We start from the raw sequence: 20,870 nt of genomic DNA on the forward strand, positions 1-20,870 counted from the left end.
CTACCGCCCGTCCTGGTCGCTGTCCGGGACCTGTGACGCCCACATCGGCACCCGCTCCGTTCCCCGCCGTCCCGTCCCGTTCCGCCGGGCCGGCCCCTCGCTGCGGCCGCGCGGCGAGGCGGGCGCCCCGGTCCACAGCGTGCCGTCGGTCCGGTCACGCGGATCGGGGTCGATCAGCACCACACCGATCACCGCGATGCGCTGGTCCGCGAGTTGCCGCGCCACGGTGTGCAGCCACGCGGTGCTGCCGTGCCCGGCCTGTACGACGAGCACCGTCCGGGTGCCGAGGTGGTGCAGGTCGGTCCACGCCGCGCCGGGCGCCACCGAGCCGACGCCGATCCGGCGCTCCTGATACGGGACGGCCGCGGCGGCGTCTCCGCTGATCACGGTCGGATCGCCCGGCTTCGGGCGGCGGTCGGCGAGCCGCAGTCCGGGGAGACCGTCGACGATCACCACGGGCCCCTCCTCCGCCAGCGCTCCGGCGAGGTCCAGGGCGATCATGCTCGTGCTGTGCTCACTGCCCAGTTCCAGCAGCGACATCGGTTCCGCGGAGCCGCGCACGGTGCGGGCCAGGGACGAGGCGAGCCTCGCCCGTGCCGCCCGGGTCCGTCGGCGCCGCCACCACCCGCCCGTCCCGCGCGGCAGCTCGGCGATGACCGAGGCGCCGAGGTTCGCCGCGATGTCCCGGCGCAGCACCGGGCGGTCCGCCACTACCGCGCCGACCGCGGCCACCGCGAGTCCGAGGGCAAGGCCGAGGGCGATCCCGATCCCGCCGTTGATGGCCGCGGCCTTGGGCAGGGAGTGCCGCACCGTGCGCGGGGCGTCCACGATCTGGGTGCGGGCGACGAGGTGAGGCGTGCCGATGCGCGCCTCGGCGGCGCGCTGGCCGAAGTCGGATATCTGCGAGGTGAGTTCGGCGCGGCGGGCGAAGAGCGATTCCATGTTCGCCGATGCCTTCGGACCGTTCTCGGACGGCCCTTCCCCGATCGCCCTGTTGACCTCGGCGAGGTCGTCCCGCAGCCGGTCACGCTGGTCGAGCAGGGCCTTGGCCTCGGCGTCCGCCGCTTCCCGTATCCGCCTGACGTGGTCTGCGACGAACGCGTCGGCCAGCGCCTTGGCGCGGGCCACCGCCTCCGCGTCGCTGTCACCTGTCACATCGATCTGCAGCAGGTTGTTGGTCAAGCCGACACCTTCGTACTCCTTCATGAAGTCCTCCGGCTTCTCCGGGGACTTGAGGGACCGCAGGGCGCTGCCGGCGATCCGGGTGGTGTGCAGCAGCGCGGCGTCGGTGCGGATCAGCGTTCCGGGATCGTTCGGCTGGTCCTCCTGATGCGCGACCAGCACCTTGGTCACCGCGGTCGGCGGCGGGGGCAGCAGGACCGCCATCGCCGTGCCGCCGACCAGGCCGAGCACTGCCATCGCGGACCAGAGGCGGCGCCGTCTCCGTACCGCCACCACCAGCGACTGCAGGTCGAGCAGCGGAGCGGTGGCCGACGGCTCCGACGTCGTACGCGTCGTCACCCTTTACCTCCTGGCGCGTCGTCGCCCCTTGCGAGCGCCGGTGTGGTGTCGTCCGCCACGAGCGTCGGCGAAGGGTCGTCCGCCACGAGCGTCGGAGTGGTGTCGTCCGGCGTGCGGTTCGCTGTGGCGGCTTGCCGAGCATGCGCGGCCGGGCGTGTCGGACGGGCCCAGACCGTGCCGGCCAGGACGATGCCGACGACCTCGTGCCGGGCGTCGGTACACGCCTCGGCGATGCCGGCGAGCTCCCCGGCGGTCCAGCTGCCCGCGCTGAGCACGACCACGGCACCGGACTCGTCGTCGGGGTCCGGCACCATCGGCCGGGACACCGATACCTCCACCACCCGCAGCAGCGGGTGAACCCCGCTCGAAGAGTTCGGGGAAGGAGCGCTCCCGGCCTCGGTGACGAGCTGATCGGCGGCCCGGCGGGCGACCTCGTCGCCGTCCGGAACCACGACCAACAGCTCTCGGGAGGAGGGCAGTCGGTCCCGGAGTCGGGCGTACACCCGCCGGTAGCGGATCTGCCTGCTGGCCTCGTCACCGGAGCGCTGCGGGGTCGGTATGTCCCACCGGACGTCGACGCCGAGCAGCCGGCGGATCCGGGCCCGCGGGCCACGCCCCCCGGGCCGGTGCTCAGGCCGCTGCGCGGGAACGTCGACGGTGCCGAGCAGCGTGGAGCCCAGCGCCGCGGTGATCTCCGGCTCGGTGCGCAGCCGGCGGCTCACTCGCGCGGCCGCGAGATGACCGAGGACCGCGAGCAGGAAGGACAGCAGCGCTCCGGCGACGACGAGCTGCGTCCTCGTCGGCGGCGCCTCACCGGTCGGCCGGGCCGCCGGCCCCAGCACGACCATGCTCGCCCTTCCGTCGGCCGGCTCGGCCTTGTCCAGCTTGTCCACGGCCTCCTGCAGCGCGGTCCGCAGCTTCGCGAGCTCGGTGCGGGTCTGCACGCTCTCGACGCTCTTCCCCGACCCGGCCTCGTCGGCCAGCTCGGTGATGCGGCGGCTGGTCCGCTCCACCAGCTGCCGCAGCGCCTCGGGCTGCCCGGCCGCTTCGGGGTCGGTGCTGTCGCCCGAGATCTGCGCGGCGAAGGCGACGAACTCCTCGGCCACCTGGTCGGCGAGGCGCTGGGCGCGCGCCGGGGTGTCCGCCGTGCCCGAGATCTTGATGATGTTCCCGTCCGCGGCCTTGGCACTCAGCTGCTCCCGCAGCTCGTTGCCACTGACCCCGGGCCAGCCCAGAGCGGCGGCCGCGCGGTCCACCACCACCGACGTGGTCGCGATCTCCGCCTGGGTCAGCAGCTCGCGCTCCTCCCACGCCCCCGGCAGCAGTACCGACGCCGACGTCGTGTACCGCGGTGGAAGCAGCAGCGAGGTGCCGTAGCCGACGAGCGCACCCACCACCACGAGGATGACGAGAAGCCGTCGGCGCCGACGGATGATCCGCCCGATCGTGACCAGACGTATGGTGTCGTCGCTCAACGGCGCGGCCTTCTCCCTGCCCGGCCCTGGCCGGCCGACGACACGGGAGTGCGGTCACGGCAGGCGGCGGCGTAGGCGGCGAGCAGTGATTGCTGCGAGTGCCGCCAGGAGAGCTGTCCGCTGATGCGCTCCTGGCCGGTCTTGCCCATCCGGGCCCGCTCCTCCGGATCGTCGAGGAGCAGCGCGATGAGCCGGGCGAACTCGGCCTCGTCGTTGGCGGGCGCGTAGACGGCGGCTTCACCGGCGGAGACGCGCGCCTCCCGGAGGTCGAACGAGACGATCGGCCGGCCCATCACCATGTATTCCAGGACCTTGTTCATCGTCGACACGTCGTTGAGCGGATTGCGCGGGTCGGGGGAGAGGCACACGTCCGCGGTGGACAGGTAGCGCACCAGGTCCGCATCGGGAATGCGTCCGGTGAACTGCACCTGCTCCGAGAGCCCGAGCTGTCGGGACAGCTCGACCATCGCGTCGAAGGCGTCGCCGGCGCCGACGAACACCGCGTGCCAGTCGGTCCGCCCGAGCTCGTCGCGCAGCTTCGCGAGGGCCCGCAGGGCGTAGTCGACGCCGTCCTGCGGCCCCATGACACCGAGGTAGCACAGCAGATGAGGCTTGCCGCGCTTCAGCTCCGGCTCCGGCGGCACCGGGTGGAACCGCTCGATGTCGGGGGCGCTGCGCACCACGAAGACGTCCTCCGGCCGCCGCCCGCCGCGGCGCAGCGCGACGTCCCGGTAGCTCTCGTTCGTGGCGAGCACGACGTCCGCGGCCCGGTAGGTCATCCGTTCCAGCGCGCACACGGCGCGGTAGAGCAGGTCCTCGCCGCGGTCGAACCGCGAGAGGTACAGCTCGGGCACCAGGTCGTGCTGGTCGAAGACGAACCGCGCCCCGCGCCGCTTCAGCCACCGGGCCGGCAGGAACAGCAGGTCCGGCGGATTGCAGGCGTGGACCACGTCGACCGGGCCGACCTCGCGGGCCAGCCGGATCGTGTGCCACAACGCCGATCCGTACTCCCGCAGGTAGCCGGCCGGCCCTCCGGTGGCCGCGCGCAACGGGTAGCGGTGGATCCGCACCCCGTCGATCACCGCCTCCGGTTCCGTGTCCCGCTTCTCCCCCCGGGGACAGATGACGTGCACCTCCCAGCCCGCGTCGCGCAGCGTCGTGCACTCCTGCCACACCCGCCGGTCGAACGGCACCGACAGGTTCTCCACCAGGATCAGCGCGCGCCGGGCCGGCCCGTCGCCACTGGTCGCATCACCAAGCAAGGCCCACGTACCCCGGTTCGGCCCGGCGCGCGTCGGCGTCGGGAAGGTGGATGAGGTCGACGATCACCGGGCCGTCGCCATGGGGCAGCGCCGAGAGCACGGCCGGATCCCTGGTCCCGACCAGGCACACCTCGGCATGGTCGAGCACCTCCGCGACAGAGTCCGAGAGCAGCTGCGCGAGGTGCGGCAGCCGGGTCTCGATGTACTCGCGGTTCGCGCCGAGCAGCCGGGAGAGGTTCACGTTGGGGTCGTAGATCCGCAGGTCGTACCCCTTGCCGAAGAGCCTCTCCGCCAGCTCGACGAGCGGGCTCTCGCGAAGGTCGTCGGTGCCGGGCTTGAACGACAGACCGAAGAGGCCCACCCGGCGCTTGCCGGTGCGCTCGACCAGCTCCACCGCGCGCTGCAGATGATCGGAGTTGGAGGGGAGCACATGGGCGAGGATGGGCACCGAGACGTCGGCCCGCTGCGCCGCGTGGACCAGGCTGCGCAGGTCCTTGGGCAGGCAGGAGCCACCGAAGGCGAAGCCGGGCCGCAGGTAGGCGGGACTGATGTTCAGCTTGCGGTCGGCCAGGAACACGTCGATCACCTGGTGCGAGTCCACCCCGAGCGCCCGGCACACCGCGCCCAGCTCGTTCGCGAAGCCGATCTTGAGGCCGTGGAAGGCGTTGTCCGCGTACTTGATCGCCTCGGCCGTCGGGACCGGCACCCGGAACACCTCGCCGGGCAATCCGTCGTACAGCGCCGCCACCACGTCGCCGCTTGCCGGGTCGAGCTCGCCGATGACGGTCTTGGGCGGGTCGAAGAAGTCCAGCACGCTGGTGCCCTCGCGCAGGAACTCCGGGTTGACCGCGACCCCGAAGTCCACCCCGGCCGTGCCTCCGACGTACTTCTCCAGGATCGGTACCAGCAGGTTCAGGCAGGTGCCCGGGAGCATGGTGCTGCGGAACACGATGGTCTGCCGCCCGCCCCGCTCGGCCACCGCGGCACCGATCTCCTCGGTGACCCGCTCCAAGTACGTGGTGCACAGGCTGCCGTTGGGCTCCGACGGTGTGCCCACGCAGATGAGCGACACCTCGCTGTCCGTGATCGCCTCGTGGACGTCGGTGGTGGCGCGTAACGCTCCGGTCCGCACGACCTCGGCGATGAGCTCGCCGATCCGCTCCTCGACCACCGGCGCCTTGCCGTCGTTGACCAGGTCGACCTTCACCTGGTTCACGTCCACCCCGATGACCTCGTGACCGAGGCTGGCCAGGCACGCGGCCGACACGCAGCCCACGTAGCCGAGCCCGAAGACGCTGACTCTCATGACCCGTTCCTCCCCCAGGGCAGGCCCTTGTGGCCTGCCGTTCCTGAGCCGACCTGACGACGCCCCCCGCGCATCAGTAGGCCCCCTGCCCGTAGAACACCGCACGCAGCGTCTTCCAAAGGATCACCGCGTCCAGCGCGAGCGACCAGTCCTCCACGTACCGCAGGTCCAGCCGCACCGCCTCGTCCCACGGCAGGTCGCTGCGTCCGCTGATCTGCCACAGGCCGGTGAGACCGGGCTTGACGAGCAGCCGCCGTCGGATGTCCGGGCCGTACGCGGCGGACTCCTCCGGCAACGGAGGCCGCGGACCGACCAGCGACATCGAGCCGGTGAGTACGTTGAACAGCTGCGGGAGCTCGTCGAGCGAGTACCGGCGCAGCACCGCTCCGACCCGGGTCACCCGTGGATCCCGGCGGAGCTTGAACAGCAGGCCGGCGCCCTCGTTGCGGTGGGCCAGCTCGGCCCGTGCCGCGTCGGCCCCGACGACCATGGTGCGGAACTTGAGAATGGTGAACTCGCGGCCGTCCTTGCCGACCCTGCGCTGGCGGTAGACCGCCCCGCCCCGGCTGTCCACCAGCACGAGCAGCCCGACGAGGAGCATCAGCGGCGCGAGCAGCATCAACAGGACCGCCGCGCCCATCCGGTCGACGACCTCTTTGACCGCCCGGCGGCCCCCGGTGAAGGTCGGCATGCTGACCCGCAGCAGGGGGATCCCGAGCACCGCGTCGACGTGCAGTCGCGGGCCGGCCACCTCCATCAGCACGGGGGCCACGACCATCTCGGCGTCGCTGCCTTCGAGGTTCCAGGCCAGCCGCTGCAGCCGGTCCGGTGACCAGTGCGGGTCCGGTGTGACCGCGACGACACGGTAGCCGTTGTGGCGGACGTGGCCCGCGACGTCGGCCAGTCGGCCGACGACCGGCACCCCGTCCACCTGGTCGCCGTCGGGCCCGGGACTGTCCGCCGTGCACACCGCCTCCACCCGCCAGCCGAGGTGCGGGAACTTGCGGGTGCGGGTGATCAGGTCGCGCACGGTGGCCGGGCTGCCGGCGGCGAGTACCGGGCGCAGGCACCGTCCTTCCTTCCGCTGCTTGTGCAGCCAGAGGCGCAGCAGATATCGCTCGGTCATGGTGACGAGGGCGATCACCGGGATCGCGACGAAGATCCAGAGTTTGATGTTGCGCGAGGTGAGGGCGATCCCGAGGAGCGCCAGTACGACGGCTGCCGTACAGAGTGAGCGTCCGAGCCGGCGGAACTCCTCGGCGCCCTGGCCGAGTACGGCCGGAGCCCACGACCGGCTCACCGCAAGCGCTCCCAGCACCAGAAGTTCGGTGCCGAAGGCGAGAATCCTCCACTTCTCATGCCAGTTGGCCGCGTCCCGGACCCCGAAGAAGCTGCCGATGGCCGCCACGACGACGGCGGTGACCACGATGTCGCTGGTGATCACGGCCCGGCGGTACCGCTGCTCCCAGTCGATGGTGGCCCGGCTGAACGGCCCGTTCTCCAGACGCCCGCGCGTCGATGGAAACGGGCTGACTAATTCCCCCTGCTGCACGGACCCCCCCAGGGCGCCAGTGGTCTCGACGTGTTGGCTCCACACGGTTCCTCCCCCCGGGAGGCCCCCGCCCCCCGCGCTGTTCCTCCCCTCAGGGGCCCCCGCCCCTGCGTGCCGCGCTGTTCCTGTCTCCGGGAGGCACACGCCCACCCGTGCATGACTTATCGGCCGTTACAGCGCTACATGAACACCCTCACTCAGGCGACGGCGGACTCGTGAGTCCTGCCAGAGTTACGAGGTGTGCCGGAACCCGTCGGAATCTCGGGTGCTCCCCGCACCCAAGGTCCCTTGTCGGGCTCCAAGAATCGATCACCCCCACGTCTGGCGCCGGGGACGTTACTGCTGGCCGTCCACAGCACTGGATCGAAAGATCATCATTTGTCGCCTGGTGTCCGAGCTTGTGAAGCACGGTCAATCTAGAGCATCGGAGACCCTCTGAAGAGGGATGTGCACAATTTGTGCTGAACCTTTGAAGGTTGATCCACCGAAGGGTGACCGCCCGGTGGAGCCCTTACAGCGGAGACATGCGTCGTGACCTGTGGTGACGGCAGTTCGCGGGGCTGCCGGAATCGCTGACTCCGGCTCATCCCAACGCTGTTGGCCTGGCTGAGCTTGGCTTGTTCTTTAACCTGCCGGGCTGGAGCCGGTGCGTCGATTGCGGGACTTCGGCGCACGATGCGCCCATCCCCGGCTGCTCCAGGGCGTGTCCGTCACCGCGCGGGGCGGTCTCCGGAGGTTGACCGGTCGTCCCCGCGCAGTCGGTGTCCCACGGTCTCCAGGGCGTCGGCGAGCAGGGCGATCTGCTCGGGGTCGAGGGCGTCGACGAACAGCTCGCGGACGAGGGCGACGTGCCCGGGGGCGGCGTGGTGGAGGGCCTGGCGCCCCTCCTCCGTCAGTACGGCGAAAGTGCCACGGACGTCCGTGGGGCAGGTGCGGCGGCGCACCAGGCCGGCCTTCTCCAGCTGGGTGATCTGGTAGGTGAGGCCGCTCTTGGAGGTGAGCACGGCATCGGCGAGCTCCGTCATGCGCAGCTCGCCGTCGGGTGTCGCCGCCAGCCGTACGAGCACCTCGTACTGGGGGTGGGAGAGGCCCTCGTCGCTCTTGAGCTGCTGCTCGACGCGGCGCGACATCAGGCTGCTCGCCACGAGGAAGCCCTGCCAGGCGCGCATCTCGGCCTGGTTCAGCCAGCGCGGTTCGTCCATGGGGCCACTCTACCTCGGTTGTTCAAATTCGAATCACTGTGTACAGTCGGTGGCCGGTTCAAATTTGAACTACCTGTCTTTCCGTGTGGTCGTAGCGAACCGGGGCGGACCCCATGACGCACACCACCCGCCTCTCGACACGAAGGAACCACCCCGTGACTTCCCCCGCGATCGACCGCACCCCCACTGCCGCAGTGCCGTCCCCGCACGCGTACGACATCGGACTCCTGGTCCTGCGCGTGGCCCTCGGCCTCACCATGGCCGTCCACGGCAGCCAGAAGCTGTTCGGGTGGTTCGGTGGCGGCGGCGTCGAGGGCACCGCGCAGTTCTTCACCTCGGTCGGCTACCCCGCGGGGAAGGCGATGGCCGTCGTGGCCGGACTCACCGAGACCCTGGGCGGACTCGGTCTCGCCCTGGGTCTGCTCACCCCGCTGGTGGCCGCCGGCCTCGTCGGCACCCTGGTCAACGCCCTGGCGGTCAAGACGGACGCGGGCTTCTCCTTCTTCGCCCCTCAGGGAGTGGAGTACGAGCTGCTCCTGGCCGTGGCCGCCGCCGTGCTCGCCCTGACCGGGCCCGGCCGCTACGCCGTCGACCGCTTCCTGCCCGTGCTCCGCTCGCACCGCCTCGCCCACGGCGTGCTCGCCGTGGTGCTCGGGGCGGTCGTGGCCGGCGTCGTCCTGCTGGTGCGCGGCTGACGACCGCCTCCGGGTCGCCGGCGATCCGCACCGAGCCCCCGCCCCGCAGAGCAGAAAGGAACCGAGCATGCCCAACCAGCCTGTCCCTGTCATTCGTTGGTCGGCCGACGAGGGGGAGCGCACCGGCACTCCGCTGGTCGTCGCCCTGCACGGCCGGGGCGCCGACGAACGGTCCTTCACCGGCCTTGCCCCGCACCTCCCGTCCGGGACGACCGTCGCCTCCGTCAGGGCGCCCATCCCGGAGGGCGGCGGCTACGCCTGGTTCGCCAACCGCGGTATCGGACGCCCGCTGCCGGACTCCCTCGCCGAGACGTCCGACTGGCTCTTCGGCTGGCTGGACACGGTGGAGGCGCGGCACTCCTCCGTGGCCGTGTTCGGCTTCTCTGGTGGAATGGCCATGGCGGGCGGCCTCGTCCTGGCCGAACCCCGACGCTTCTCCGCCGCGGTGCTGCTGTCCGGCACCCTGCCCTGGGACGCCGGTCTGTCCGAGGAGGCCGGCCGGCTCGCCGGACTCCCGCTCTTCTGGGGGCGCGACACCGCGGACGCGGTGATCCCCGCCGATCTGGTCGCACGTACCGGTACGTGGCTGCGGGAGCGGTCCGGAGCCGAGCTGCGCGAGCGGATCTATCCGGGCATGGGGCACGGCGCCTCCGTCCAGGAGCTCCGGGACATCCACGACTTCCTGGCGGCCGTGCCCCCGCGCGCCCCGGGTGGCGCTGCCGCGTCCTGAACGGTGTCGGTCCTCAGGGGTGGGTCGCGGCGATTTAGTTCGCTCATGTGTTCGGTTATTGGTTACGCTGGACCCATGAGCGCAGCGCGACCCGCCCTGCCCGGACTCCAGGGCTCCCTCTTCGACCAGGGCGACGACATCCGGTTCGCCCCATTGGACGGCCTCAGGCGGACGGTGCTGGACGGCGGTGCCTGGGTCGACCACCTCTCCGGCTGGCTGCACGGCTCCGACGCACTGTTCGAGGAGCTGGTCGACGGGGTGCCCTGGCGGGCCGAGGAGCGGTCGATGTACGACACCGTGGTCGCCGTGCCCCGGCTCCTGGCCCACTACGGCGAGGGCGTCCCCCTCCCGCACCCCGCCCTCACCGAGGCGAGGCGGACCCTCGGCTCCCACTACCGCCCCGAACTCGGCGAACCCTTCGTCTCCGCCGGCCTCTGTCTCTACCGTGACGGCCGGGACAGCGTGGCCTGGCACGGCGACCGCACCGGCCGCTCCGCCGCCCACGACACGATGGTCGCGATCGTCTCCCTCGGCGACCCCCGCGACCTCGCCTTCCGCCCGCGCTCCGGCGGCCCCACGGCTCTGCGCCTCCCGCTCGGCCACGGCGACCTCGTGGTGATGGGTGGATCCTGCCAGCGCACCTGGGACCATGCCGTCCCCAAGACGAGCCGCGCGGTCGGGCCCCGCATCAGCGTCCAGTTCCGCCCGCGCGGAGTCCGCTGACCCTTGGCGCGTGCGTGGAGCCCGCCGAGCCCGGCTCGTGTGCGGATTCCGCTGACCCCGGCGTGTGTGCGGAGTCCGTCGAGCCCGGCGCACGGGCCGATCAGAGGCTCCCGATCGGCCCGTCCTCCTACGCGGTGGTGTCGGCCGGATTCTCGTCGGAGGCGACGATCGACACCTCCAGCTTGCGCAGCAGTCGGGCGAGCTGGCGGCGTTCGGAGGGCGAGATCCCGCCGAGCATCCGCCGCTCGTTGTCGAGGTGCTCGGCGAACACCACGTCCACCGTCGCGAGGCCCTTGTCGGTGAGGCGGGAGTAGACGACCCGGCGGTCGTCGTCGTCCCGTTCCCGGACGATGAGGCCGTCCTTCTCCAGGCGGTCGATCCGCAGCGTCACCCCCGCCGACGACACCAGGCCCGAGTCGGCGAGCTGCCCGGCGGTGAGCCGGTGGGGGTGTCCCGCCCGCCGCAGCGCCGTGAGGACGTCGAAGCCGGCCACGGACAGGCCGTGGCGTTCGATCGAAGCGGTGAGCCGGGTGTTGTAGCGCAGGTAGGAGCGGTGGAGGCGGGCGAGGACCTCCAGCGGGCTGGTGTCCAGCTCGGGCCTCTCCCGCGCCCAGTCCTCGATCACGCGCGCGACGGCGTCATGGTCCGACGGCCTCGATCCAGCCATGCTCTTCCCCTCGTCCTGCCTCGTCCCCCGACTTCTCACAGCACTGAGAATCTTAGTCCTGAGGTGAAAACGTGCGGGCGCCCGCTGTGTGCCGGGCGCCCGCTTCCTACGGGGCGCCCGCTCCGCGCAGGCGCTCCGCTCTCCGTTCCGGGCGACCGTGCCGTCTCCGGCCCCCGCGCCGTGCCGACCGGCTCAGGCGTTGAGCTCCTCCAGCGTCCTGCCCTTGGTCTCGACGGCGAAGCAGGCGATCGCCGCACCCACGGCCGCCACGACCGCGAGCTGCGCGAAGACCAGGGACAGGCTGCCGCCCGCGCCGATGATCGCGCCGACGGTCACGGGGCCGAGGATGACACCCAGCCGGTTCCACACACCGCCGAACGCCGCGCCCCGCGCCCGGTTGGACGTGGGGTAGAGCTCGGGGGAGTACAGGTAGAGCCCCGCGTTGATCGCGTAGAGGAAGAAGGTCGTACAGGAGGCGAAGAGCGCCACCTGGCCGCCCGAAGTCGCGCCCGCCAGGGCGAGCACCCCGAGCGAGAGCACGGTGCCGACGAGCGCGCCCACCAGGGCGGGCCTGCGGCCGATGCGGTCGATCAGGAGGGCGACGACGAGCGTGCCGAGCAGACCGGTCACGTTGCTGAGCAGGCTGTAGAAGAGAGCGGTGGTCAGATCCAGGCCGAAGGTCTTCGTGTAGAGCGAGGGCAGCCAGGTGGAGATGCCGTGGTTGACGTAGTAGGCGACGAACCACAGACCCGACACGACCGCGGTCCGCCGGAGGTAGCGTCCCCGGAACAGGTCGCTCAGGCGGCCCCCGGTCGGCTCGTCGGCGAGGTCCGCGGCGGGGGCGGGCAGCGCCTCGGAGGTGGAGCGGGCGACCTCCGCCTCGATCCGCGCGATGACCTCCTCCGCCTCCCGGACGCGTCCGCGGGACAGCAGCCAGCGCGGGGACTCGGCGACCTGGCGGGGAAGTGCGGCGGCGAGCAGCACCGGGACCGTGCCGATGACGAACATCGCGCGCCAGCCGAAGTGGGGGACCACCCACACGGCCACCAGCGTGGCCGCCGCGAGGCCGGCCGGGAAGATCATCTCGTAGAGCAGGACGAACCGGCCGCGCTTGTCGGAGCGGGCGATCTCGTTGATGTACGTGGCGGCGACGGGTACGACGCCGCCGATGCCGAGGCCCTGGACGAACCGGAAGAGCGAGAAGGTCTCGATGCTGCCGGAGAAGGCGACGGCGAGGCTGGCGAGGCCGGTGATGCCGACGCCCAGGGCGACGGTGCGGACGCGCCCGATCCGGTCGCCGAGCCAGCCGGCCGCCAGGGCGCCGAGCAGCATCCCGATGGAGGCGGCGGTCACGGCGAGGGTGGCCTGGCCGGTGGTGAGGTGCCACTCCTTCATCAGGACGGGCAGCGCGGACGCGGCAAGGAGCTGGTCGAACGCCTCGAAGAAGGTGACGGCGCCGATCAGGAACCGGACTTTGACGTGCCACCGGGAGTGCGGAAGCCGTTCAAGTCGCGCGGCTACGGAGCCGAGGGCTTGCTTTCCGGCCACAGTCGTCATGGAGGGGGTCCTTCCGCGGGCAGGGGAGTTGCCGAGACAGTAGGGGTCCTTATCTAAGCGGTCAATGGTTAAGCGCCTAGAGATCTCCGTCTCGCGGGCCCGGTAGCCATCATCGGCTTCGCGAAGGGCGTGCTCAAGGCCGATTCGGCAACGATCTCGACTCGGGGGCTTGTCGAGAAATAGTTAAGCGCTTAGATTTCTAGTGCTTCGACGATTCCGGTCTCGGGATCGCGCCGGACTCCGTCCGTGTCCGGAGCCAACTCCCCTTCCGCCCCCGCCCGGAGGTCCACCCGTGCCGCTCCTTCCGACCGACATCCTGATCGCGGGCCAGTGGCGACGCGGTGCGGGCGAGCCCGTCGACACCGTCGATCCGGCGACCGGACGCGTCCTGGCCACCGTCCACTCCGCCTCCGTCGCCGAGGTCGCCGAAGCGGCCGAGGCCGCGGCGAAGGCGGTCGCGGACCCCGCCTGGCGGGACCTGCTCGCCCACGAGCGCGCCCGCCTCCTGCACCGGATCGCCGAGCTCACCGAAGAGGCCGCCCCCGAGCTCGCCGCGACACAGACCGCCGACACCGGCAAGACCCTCACCGAGACCAGGGCCCTCGCACTCAGCGCGGCGGGCACCTTCCGGTACATGGCCGCCTCCCTGGAGACGGCCGAGGACACGCTCACGCCGTCCCGCGGCCCGTACGTGACCATGAGCGTCCACGAACCGATCGGCGTGGTCGGCGCGATCAACCCCTGGAACTCCCCGGTCGCCAGCGACGCGCAGAAGATCGCCCCCGCACTCGCCGCGGGCAACGCCGTCCTCCTCAAGCCCGCCGCCTGGACCCCCCTGGTCTCCCTCGCCCTCGGGCGGCTGATCACCCGGGCACTCGACGAGTTCGGCCTGCCGACCGCCCTCCTCTCGGTACTGCCCGGCAGCGGGAGGACCGTCGGCGACGCCCTCGTACGCCACCCCCTCGTCACCCGGATCGGATTCACCGGGGGCACCGAGACGGGCAGGTCCATCGCCGCGATCGCCGGCGAGAAGCTCGTCCCCGCCTCGCTGGAGCTCGGCGGCAAGTCGCCGACCATCGTGCGCGCCGACGCCGACATCGAGCAGGCGCTGGCCGGAGTGCTGTTCGGGATCTTCTCGTCCAGCGGCCAGTCCTGCATCGCCGGCTCGCGGCTCTTCGTGGCACGCGAGATCTACGACACCTTCGTCGGCGAGCTCGTCGAGCGGGTCCGCAAGCTGCGCGTCGGCCCCGGCACCGACCCCTACACCCAGGTCGGCCCGCTGGTGCACCACCGCCACCGCGACTCCGTCGCCGCCTACGTCGACCTCGCCCGCTCCGAAGGCGCGCGCGTCCTGTGCGGCGGGTCGGCGCCCGCGGGGGAGCGGTACCAGGACGGCGCCTACTACCTCCCGACCGTCCTCGACGGCCTCGCCAACACCTCCCGCACCTGCCGGGAGGAGATCTTCGGCCCGGTCCTCGTCGTCCTGCCCTACGACGACGAGGACGACCTCGTCCGCCAGGCCAACGACTCCGTCTACGGCCTCGCCTGCGGCATCTGGACCCGTGACCTGCGCGCCGCCTGGCGGATCGCCCGCCGGATCGAGGCGGGCACCGTCTGGATCAACACGTACAAGCAGTTCAGCGCCGCCACCCCGTTCAGCGGATGGAAGGACAGCGGCCTCGGCACGGAGAAGGGCCGGGACGCGATCCGCGCCTACCAGCGACAGAAGTCCCTGTACTGGGGCACCTCCGACGCACCCCTGCCCTGGGCCGGCTGACCCGGCACGCCCCGAGCCAACCGTCCGGACACGCCCCCCGAGCCAACTGTCCGGGCCCGACCGCCCGTCTGGAGAGACTCATGCAACCGTCACCGCCCGGCCCCATCGCCCGGCTCCGCTCCCTGCGGTACGTCGAGCTGCACACGCCCGCCTTCACCGAGGCCGCCGACTTCTACGAGGAGGTCTGGGGGCTGGAGACCGTCGAGTCCGACAACGGCGCGCGGTGGCTGCGCGGCACCGGCGACGAGCACCACGTCCTGCACCTGACCGAACGCGAGCGCGTGGGCCTCGGCCGGCTCGCCTTCGCCGTCGCCACCCCCGCCGAGGTCGACGAGGCCGCCCGGCGCCTCGAAGCACGCGGCATCGTCCCCGTCTTCGGCCCCGGCCCGCTCGACCAGGCCGGCGGCGGATACGGGCTGCGGTTCACCGACCCCGAAGGGCGCCTCGTCGAGATCAGCGCCCACGTCGAGGCGGTCGTCCCGCGCGGACGGGACGGCGCCGTGCCCGTCGGCGTCACCCACGCCGTGCTCAACACCGTCGACATCGACGCCGCCGTCGCCTTCTACCGGGAGGTGCTCGGACTGCGCGTCTCCGACTGGTCCGAGCACCAGATGGCCTTCCTGCGCTGCAACGCCGACCACCACTGCATCGCCTTCAACCAGGCGGAGTGGACCTCCCTCAACCACGTGGCGTACGAGATGAGCTCGGTCGACCACTTCATGCGCGGCCTCGGCCGGCTCCGCCACCACGGCATCACCCCCCAGTGGGGACCCGGCCGCCACGGCCCCGGGAACAACACCTTCTCCTACTTCACCGACCCGTCCGGGCTCGTCTGCGAGTACACCTCCGAGGTCGCCCAGATCGTCAAGGACACCTGGATCGCCCGCGTGTGGCGACGGGTCCCGGAGCTCTCCGACCTGTGGGGCACGGCGGGTCCGCCGTCGAAGGAGATCCGCTGCCACATGGCGGGCGCGCCGGACCCCGGCCCGCTCGCACCCGTCGACGCCAGGAAGGACAACGCATGAGCACCGCACGCAAGGTCGGAGTCGTCGGCTGGGGCGCGATCGGTCGGATCGTCGGCACCGCCCTCGCCGACGGGCAGGTGGACGGCGCCGAGCTGGTGTGCGTCGTCGACAACCGTCCGCTCGGCGACGCGGCGCCGGCCCCCCAGGTCCCCTTCGAGGAGGCGCTGGAACTCTGCGACCTGATCGTGGAGGCCGCCGGCCAGGGAGTCGTACGGGAGTGGGGCGAGCGGGTGCTCGCCTCCGGCACCGACCTGCTCATCGCCTCCAGCGGTGCGATGACCGACGAGGAGCTCGCGAAGCGGCTGCTCGCGGCGGGACCGGGCCGGGTGTACTTCACCGGCGGCGCCGTCGGCGGACTCGACCTGCTCCAGGCGGCCCGCTCGCTCGGCCCCCTGGACGACGTCCGGCTCACCACCACCAAGCTGCCCTCGACCCTCGAACAGCCGTGGATGGACGAGGAGTTGCTGACTCGGATGCGGACGGCGACCGGCCCGGTCGAGGTCATGACCGGCACCGCCCGCGAGGTGCCGGCGAAGTTCCCCAAGTCGACGAACGTGGCCGCCTCGGTCGCGCTGGCCGTCGGCGACCTGGACGCTGTGCGGGTCCGGGTCGTCGCCGACCCCGCGGCACATCACACGCGCCATGTGATCGAGGCGTCCGGCGCGCACGGGGCGTACCGCTTCGAGGTCGCGCACCTGCCCGACCCGGGCAACCCGGCGACCAGCCAGGTGGTGCCGTACGCGGTGCTGCGCGGTCTTGCCGCGCTGGCCGGCCGGACGGGGCAGATCCTGTGAACACCGACCTCCTCGCCCCGGCGTCCATGGACGTCCACGTCGAGGAAGCCGGCGAGCACGGCCCGCTGCTCCTCTGCCTCCACGGCATCGGCTCCTCTTCGGCCGCCTTCGCCCCGCAGCTCGCCGAACTCTCCGCGTACGCCCGGGTCGTCGCCTGGGACGCCCCCGGCTACGCCCGGTCGCCCGACCCCGAAGTCCCCCTCACCCTCGACGACTTCGCGGACACGGCGGCCCGATTGATCCGGGAGCGCGGCGGCAGCGCCCATGTGCTCGGCGTCTCCTGGGGCGGCGTGATCGCCCTGCGGCTCGCCTCCCGCCACCCGGACCTCGTCGCCTCGGTGATCGTCGCCGACTCCAGCCCCGGCTCGGGCACGGACGAGACGAAGGCGGCGGGCATGCGGGCCCGCGCCACCGAGCTCGCCGAACTCGGCCCGCGCGCCTTCGCCGAGGCACGCGGACCACGCCTGGTGTCACCCGGCGCCCCGGCCGGACTGGTCCGGCGGATCGTCGACACCATGGCCGCCTCGGTACGGCTCCCCGGCTACGGGTACGCCGCCGAGTCCATGGCCTCGGCCGACCTTCGCGCCGAACTGCCCACGGTCACCGCCCCCTCGCTCGTCCTCTGCGGCGACCAGGACGAGGTCACCGGCATCGAGGCGAGTCAGGCCATCGCCGGGGCCCTCCACAAGACCGCCTTCGTGATCGTCAAGGACGCCGGTCACCTGGCCAACCAGGAGCAGCCCGGACGCTTCGACGCCTGGGTCCTCTCCCACCTGCGCATCACCGCACGCATCCCCGAATAGGAGCTGTCTCCCATGCCTCTGACCACCACCGCGTACGACAACGGTGACGACCTCGCCGCGTACACCGACTCCCTCATCGCCAGCAAGGTCTCCCGGGTCGCCGACTTCGACACCCTCTCCTTCCAGGAGAAGGCCGGACCGCAGTACCGCCGCGGACAGATCCGCTACGTCGGCTCCGGCGCCACCGGCAACCACGAGGGCGACAGCCGCATCATCCCGTCCGGCGGCTTCACCTTCTCCAACATGCTGCTTCCGCCCGGCGCCGAGGGCCCGGCCCACACCCACCACGACGTCGAAGAGGCCTTCTTCGTCCTGGAGGGCGAGGTCAAGGTCGGCATCCACCGAGGCCCCGACGAGGTCGAGTACCGGACCCTCGGCTACCGCGACATGATCGTCGTCCCGGCCGGCGTGACCCGCTCCCTGAAGAACGAGGGAGACACCGACGCCCTCTTCTGCGTCGTCATCGGCACGCAGAAGCCGCAGGTCCCGACCTACCCCGAGTACTCGCCGATGCACGGCGTCACCCGTGGCTGACCTGCCCCCGGCCGGCGCACGCACCGTCGTCGTCACCGGAGCGGGCCGTGGCCTGGGACTGGCCATGGCCCGCCGGGCGGGCGAGGACGGCTTCCGCGTCGTCCTCGCCGAACTGGAGCGGGAGCGGGGCGAACACGCGGCGGCCGAACTGCGCGCGGAGGGCATCGACGCCCGCTTCGTACGCTGCGACGTCGCCGACCCGGACTCGGTGGCCGCCCTCGCGGCCGCCGTGCGGGAGCTCGGCCCGCTGTACGGCCTGGTGAACAACGCGGCGCTCGCCAACGGCGTGGGCGGCAAGGAATTCCAGGACATCGACATCGAGGTGTGGGACCGGCTCATGACGGTCAACGCCCGCGGCCCCTGGCTGGTCTCCAAGGCCCTGTACCCGCTCCTCGCGGAGCCTGGCCGGATCGTCAACATCGCCTCGGACGCCGCCCTCTACGGCTCCCCGCGCCTCGCCCACTACATCGCCTCCAAGGGAGCGGTCATCGCGCTCACCCGGGCCATGGCCCGCGAACTCGGCGACAAGGGGATCACCGTCAACGCGGTCGCCCCCGGACTCACCGAAGGCGAGGCGACCGAGACCGTGCCCGCCGAGCGGCACGACCTCTACCGCCTGAACCGGGCCGTCTCCCGGCCGCAGCAGCCCGACGACCTCACCGGGATCGTCTCCTATCTGCTCGGCGAGGAGTCCCGCTATCTGACCGGACAGGTGATCGCCGTCAACGGCGGCTTCACCATGAACTGACACGCAGGAGAACCCCGTTATGGATCTGGGCCTCGCCGACCGCACCATCGTGGTCACCGGCGGCAGCTCGGGCGTCGGCCTGGCCACGGTCCGCGCCCTGCTCGACGAAGGCGCCCGTGTCGCCACCTGTGGCCGTGACGCCGACCGTCTCGCCAAGGCGGCCGCCCGGCTCGGCGCCGGACGCGACCGCCTGCTCACCGGCGTCTGCGACGTCCGGGACGCCGACGCCGTGGACCGCTTCGTACGCGGCGCCGCCGACACCTTCGGCGGCGTCGACGGACTCGTCAACAACGCCGGACAGTCCCGCATGAAGGGCCTCGACGACTCGACCGCCGAGGACTGGCGCGACGAACTGGAGCTCAAGTTCGCCGGCGTGCTGAACCCCCTGCGCGCCGCCCGCCCGTTCCTCGCCCGCTCCGGCGCGGCGAGCATCGTCAACATCAACGCGGTCCTCGCCAAGCAGCCCGAGCCCCGGCTCATCACCACCAGCGCCGCCCGCGCCGGCATCCTCAACCTCTCCAAGTCCCTGTCGACAGAACTCGCCCGCGACGGCATCCGGGTCAACTCCGTGTGCCTGGGCCTCATCGACACCGGCCAGTGGACCCGCCGCCACGCCGCGGCCGCCACCGGCACGAGCTACGAGGACTGGCAGGCGGAACTCGCCGCCGACCGGGGCGTCGCCCTCGGCCGGCTCGGCCGGGCCGACGAGGTCGCCTACGCGGTCGTCACCCTGCTCTCGCCCCGCGCCTCGTACATCACCGGCACCAGCATCGACGTCTGCGGCGGCGTCGGCCGCTCCATCCTCTGAGGAGACACCATGCGTTACGACAACGGAGGCGATCTCCTCGTCGCCGTCCTGCGCGAACTGGGCATCGACACCGTCTTCGGCATCGTCAGCGTGCACAACCTGCCGCTCGTCGAAGCCGTCGACCGCGAACTCCGCTTCGTCCCCGTACGCCACGAGGCATCGGCCGTGAACGCCGCCGACGCCTACGGACGGGCCCGCGGCTCCCTGGGCTGCGCCCTGACCTCCACCGGAACCGGCGCGGGCAACGCCGCCGGATCACTGATCGAGTCGCTGAGCGCCGGCAGCTCCGTCCTGCATGTCACCGGCCAGATCGAGAGCGAATTCCTCGGCAGCGGACGGGGGTTCATCCACGAGACCAAGGACCAGCTCGGCATGCTCACCGCCGTGTCGGCCCATGCCGCGACCGTGCCCGACACGGAGAGGGCGGGCCGCGTCCTCCGCGAGGCGGCGCGCGCGGCGCTCGGCGGGCCCGGCGGCACCGGCGGACCGGCGAGCGTGGAATGGCCCATCGACCTCCAGTACGCGTCCCAGACCGACGGCCCCGTCGTCCCCGAGTACCCCGCCGTGCCCGCCCCCACGGACGGTGAACTCGCCGCCGCCGGAGCCCTCCTGGCCTCCGCCCGCCGCCCGCTCGTCTGGGCCGGCGGCGGCGCGACCGGAGCCCGTGGCGAACTGGCGCGGCTCCTGGAGGCGACCGGAGCGGGACTGCTCACCTCCAACTCCGGGCGCGGCACGGTGCCCGAGGACCACGAGCAGGTCATCGGCAACTTCGCCACCACCCCGGCCGTCCGCGCCCTCCTTGCCGACGCGGACGTGCTCGTCACCATCGGCACCCACTTCCGCTCCAACGAGACCGCCGACTACACCCTCGAACTGCCCCCGGCGCATGTCCAGATCGACCTCGACGCGGCGGCGCTCGGGCGGGTCTACCCCGTCGCCCACCCGCTGCACGGCGACGCCGCACCCACCCTCACGGCCCTGACCCGCCACGCCACGCCCGCCGAGGACGGCTGGCGGGAACGCGTCCGAGCGGTCCGGGACGACGTACGGGCCACCCTGCACGACACCATCGGACCGCAGGCCGCGATCTGCGACGCGCTCCGCGCCGCCCTGCCGCGCGAGGCCGTCGTCGCCCGCGACGTCACCATCCCCTCCAGCAGCTGGGGCAACCGCCTCCTCGACATGTACGACCCGAGGGACAACGTCTTCCCGCGCGGCGGCGGCATCGGCCAAGGCCTCGGCATGGGGATCGGCGCGGCCCTCGGACGGCCCGACTCGCCCACCGTCGTCCTCGCCGGCGACGGCGGACTCGCCGTCCACCTCGGCGAACTGCTCACCCTCGCCCAGGAGCGGCCCCGGCTCACCCTGATCGTCTTCAACGACGGCGGATACGGCGTGCTGCGCAACATGCAGGACCGCCACAGCGAGCGCCGCTCCGGCGTCGACCTCGTCACTCCCGACTTCGAACTCCTCGCCCGCGCCTGCGGCCTGCCGTACCTCCGCATCGGCGCCGAGGAAGACGCGGCACCGGTCATCGGCGAGGCCGTCGCCTCGGACGGGCCGACGCTCGTCGAGGTCGACCTCGCGGCCCTGGGCCCGATGAAGAACCCGTTCACCCCACCCGTGCGGATCCCGGGCCGGTAACCCGGTCCCGTCCCGCACCCCGCACTGCCCGACCGCCGGTAAGGAGG

At 72.1% G+C, this 20,870-nt stretch carries 19 protein-coding genes; 11 read left to right on the forward strand and 8 right to left on the reverse strand.

What is annotated here, in order from left to right; genetic code table 11:
* From OG514_RS29955 to OG514_RS29980, 6 genes are all read right to left on the reverse strand, one after another.
* Positions 1 to 1,521 carry a Wzz/FepE/Etk N-terminal domain-containing protein gene (locus OG514_RS29955; protein ID WP_266900098.1) on the reverse strand — a complete coding sequence of 507 codons (1,521 nt, stop codon included), beginning with the start codon at positions 1,519 to 1,521 and terminating at the stop codon, positions 1 to 3.
* Positions 1,518 to 2,996 (reverse strand): Wzz/FepE/Etk N-terminal domain-containing protein, encoded by a 1,479-nt coding sequence (locus OG514_RS29960; protein ID WP_266900099.1) that lies wholly within the window; start codon positions 2,994 to 2,996, stop codon positions 1,518 to 1,520. Before OG514_RS29960 ends, OG514_RS29955 begins: the two co-directional genes overlap by 4 nt.
* Positions 2,993 to 4,258, reverse strand: a complete 1,266-nt coding sequence (locus OG514_RS29965; RefSeq protein ID WP_266900100.1) for a glycosyltransferase family 4 protein — start codon at positions 4,256 to 4,258, stop codon at positions 2,993 to 2,995. The genes OG514_RS29960 and OG514_RS29965 overlap by 4 nt, the downstream gene beginning before the upstream one ends.
* A complete protein-coding gene (locus OG514_RS29970; protein ID WP_266900101.1) occupies positions 4,248 to 5,564 on the reverse strand; it encodes a nucleotide sugar dehydrogenase in 1,317 nt (438 codons plus the stop codon). Before OG514_RS29970 ends, OG514_RS29965 begins: the two co-directional genes overlap by 11 nt.
* Positions 5,565 to 5,637: 73 nt before the next feature.
* A complete protein-coding gene (locus OG514_RS29975; protein WP_266900102.1) occupies positions 5,638 to 7,116 on the reverse strand; it encodes a sugar transferase in 1,479 nt (492 codons plus the stop codon).
* Between the two features lie 710 nt (positions 7,117 to 7,826).
* Positions 7,827 to 8,318, reverse strand: coding sequence for a MarR family winged helix-turn-helix transcriptional regulator (locus tag OG514_RS29980; protein ID WP_266900103.1), 492 nt, complete (start codon positions 8,316 to 8,318; stop codon positions 7,827 to 7,829).
* Positions 8,319 to 8,488: 170 nt separating this feature from the next.
* On the opposite strand from OG514_RS29980, the gene OG514_RS29985 reads away from it, so the two are divergent.
* The 3 genes from OG514_RS29985 (at position 8,489) to OG514_RS29995 (ending at position 10,466) form a co-directional block, all read left to right on the forward strand.
* Positions 8,489 to 9,013 carry a DoxX family protein gene (locus OG514_RS29985; RefSeq protein ID WP_266901012.1) on the forward strand — a complete coding sequence of 175 codons (525 nt, stop codon included), beginning with the start codon at positions 8,489 to 8,491 and terminating at the stop codon, positions 9,011 to 9,013.
* Positions 9,014 to 9,080: 67 nt separating this feature from the next.
* On the forward strand, positions 9,081 to 9,743 hold the full coding sequence (locus tag OG514_RS29990) for an alpha/beta hydrolase (protein ID WP_266900104.1): 663 nt from the start codon (positions 9,081 to 9,083) through the stop codon (positions 9,741 to 9,743).
* A gap of 75 nt (positions 9,744 to 9,818) precedes the next feature.
* A complete protein-coding gene (locus OG514_RS29995) occupies positions 9,819 to 10,466 on the forward strand; it encodes an alpha-ketoglutarate-dependent dioxygenase AlkB (RefSeq protein ID WP_266900105.1) in 648 nt (215 codons plus the stop codon).
* A 127-nt stretch (positions 10,467 to 10,593) separates the two neighbouring features.
* Here OG514_RS29995 and OG514_RS30000 read toward each other — a convergent pair whose 3' ends face one another.
* Together OG514_RS30000 and OG514_RS30005 are read right to left on the reverse strand one after the other, a co-directional pair.
* Positions 10,594 to 11,133 carry a MarR family winged helix-turn-helix transcriptional regulator gene (locus OG514_RS30000; protein ID WP_266900106.1) on the reverse strand — a complete coding sequence of 180 codons (540 nt, stop codon included), beginning with the start codon at positions 11,131 to 11,133 and terminating at the stop codon, positions 10,594 to 10,596.
* A 192-nt stretch (positions 11,134 to 11,325) separates the two neighbouring features.
* Positions 11,326 to 12,690, reverse strand: coding sequence for an MFS transporter (locus tag OG514_RS30005; RefSeq protein ID WP_266900107.1), 1,365 nt, complete (start codon positions 12,688 to 12,690; stop codon positions 11,326 to 11,328).
* A gap of 292 nt (positions 12,691 to 12,982) precedes the next feature.
* Here OG514_RS30005 and OG514_RS30010 point away from each other — a divergent pair, with 292 nt between their 5' ends.
* The 8 genes from OG514_RS30010 to OG514_RS30045 all read left to right on the forward strand — a co-directional run bounded on the left by OG514_RS30010 (position 12,983) and on the right by OG514_RS30045 (position 20,823).
* Positions 12,983 to 14,467 (forward strand): aldehyde dehydrogenase, encoded by a 1,485-nt coding sequence (locus tag OG514_RS30010; RefSeq protein ID WP_266900108.1) that lies wholly within the window; start codon positions 12,983 to 12,985, stop codon positions 14,465 to 14,467.
* 80 nt (positions 14,468 to 14,547) lie between these two features.
* Positions 14,548 to 15,492: a VOC family protein gene (locus tag OG514_RS30015; protein ID WP_266900109.1), complete on the forward strand. Its 945-nt coding sequence runs from the start codon at positions 14,548 to 14,550 to the stop codon at positions 15,490 to 15,492.
* Positions 15,489 to 16,286, forward strand: a complete 798-nt coding sequence (locus OG514_RS30020) for an aspartate dehydrogenase domain-containing protein (protein ID WP_266900110.1) — start codon at positions 15,489 to 15,491, stop codon at positions 16,284 to 16,286. The genes OG514_RS30015 and OG514_RS30020 overlap by 4 nt, the downstream gene beginning before the upstream one ends.
* Positions 16,287 to 16,312: 26 nt before the next feature.
* The gene (locus OG514_RS30025) at positions 16,313 to 17,089 is read left to right on the forward strand and encodes an alpha/beta fold hydrolase (RefSeq protein WP_266901013.1); all 777 of its coding nucleotides are present in this window, start codon (positions 16,313 to 16,315) and stop codon (positions 17,087 to 17,089) included.
* A 12-nt stretch (positions 17,090 to 17,101) separates the two neighbouring features.
* Complete coding sequence (locus OG514_RS30030) at positions 17,102 to 17,623, forward strand: cupin domain-containing protein (protein WP_266900111.1); 522 nt, start codon at positions 17,102 to 17,104, stop codon at positions 17,621 to 17,623.
* Positions 17,616 to 18,371, forward strand: coding sequence for an SDR family oxidoreductase (locus OG514_RS30035; RefSeq protein WP_266900112.1), 756 nt, complete (start codon positions 17,616 to 17,618; stop codon positions 18,369 to 18,371). The genes OG514_RS30030 and OG514_RS30035 overlap by 8 nt, the downstream gene beginning before the upstream one ends.
* 19 nt (positions 18,372 to 18,390) lie before the next feature.
* On the forward strand, positions 18,391 to 19,179 hold the full coding sequence (locus tag OG514_RS30040) for an SDR family oxidoreductase (RefSeq protein WP_266900113.1): 789 nt from the start codon (positions 18,391 to 18,393) through the stop codon (positions 19,177 to 19,179).
* A 9-nt stretch (positions 19,180 to 19,188) separates the two neighbouring features.
* Positions 19,189 to 20,823 carry a thiamine pyrophosphate-binding protein gene (locus OG514_RS30045; RefSeq protein WP_266900114.1) on the forward strand — a complete coding sequence of 545 codons (1,635 nt, stop codon included), beginning with the start codon at positions 19,189 to 19,191 and terminating at the stop codon, positions 20,821 to 20,823.
* The last annotated feature ends 47 nt before the right edge of the window (positions 20,824 to 20,870 follow it).

The organism is Streptomyces sp. NBC_00572 (genome assembly GCF_026341815.1).
GTDB lineage: Bacteria > Actinomycetota > Actinomycetes > Streptomycetales > Streptomycetaceae > Streptomyces.

Bases quoted from the DNA above. Each gene is read 5' to 3' on its own strand.
- OG514_RS29970 (WP_266900101.1), bottom strand. From the start codon at position 5,564: ATGAGAGTCAGCGTCTTCGGGCTCGGCTACGTGGGCTGCGTGTCGGCC.
- OG514_RS29980 (WP_266900103.1), bottom strand. From the start codon at position 8,318: ATGGACGAACCGCGCTGGCTGAACCAGGCCGAGATGCGCGCCTGGCAG.
- OG514_RS29990 (WP_266900104.1), top strand. From the start codon at position 9,081: ATGCCCAACCAGCCTGTCCCTGTCATTCGTTGGTCGGCCGACGAGGGG.
- OG514_RS29995 (WP_266900105.1), top strand. From the start codon at position 9,819: ATGAGCGCAGCGCGACCCGCCCTGCCCGGACTCCAGGGCTCCCTCTTC.
- OG514_RS30000 (WP_266900106.1), bottom strand. From the start codon at position 11,133: ATGGCTGGATCGAGGCCGTCGGACCATGACGCCGTCGCGCGCGTGATC.
- OG514_RS30005 (WP_266900107.1), bottom strand. From the start codon at position 12,690: ATGACGACTGTGGCCGGAAAGCAAGCCCTCGGCTCCGTAGCCGCGCGA.
- OG514_RS30015 (WP_266900109.1), top strand. From the start codon at position 14,548: ATGCAACCGTCACCGCCCGGCCCCATCGCCCGGCTCCGCTCCCTGCGG.
- OG514_RS30020 (WP_266900110.1), top strand. From the start codon at position 15,489: ATGAGCACCGCACGCAAGGTCGGAGTCGTCGGCTGGGGCGCGATCGGT.
- OG514_RS30025 (WP_266901013.1), top strand. From the start codon at position 16,313: ATGGACGTCCACGTCGAGGAAGCCGGCGAGCACGGCCCGCTGCTCCTC.
- OG514_RS30030 (WP_266900111.1), top strand. From the start codon at position 17,102: ATGCCTCTGACCACCACCGCGTACGACAACGGTGACGACCTCGCCGCG.
- OG514_RS30040 (WP_266900113.1), top strand. From the start codon at position 18,391: ATGGATCTGGGCCTCGCCGACCGCACCATCGTGGTCACCGGCGGCAGC.
- OG514_RS30045 (WP_266900114.1), top strand. From the start codon at position 19,189: ATGCGTTACGACAACGGAGGCGATCTCCTCGTCGCCGTCCTGCGCGAA.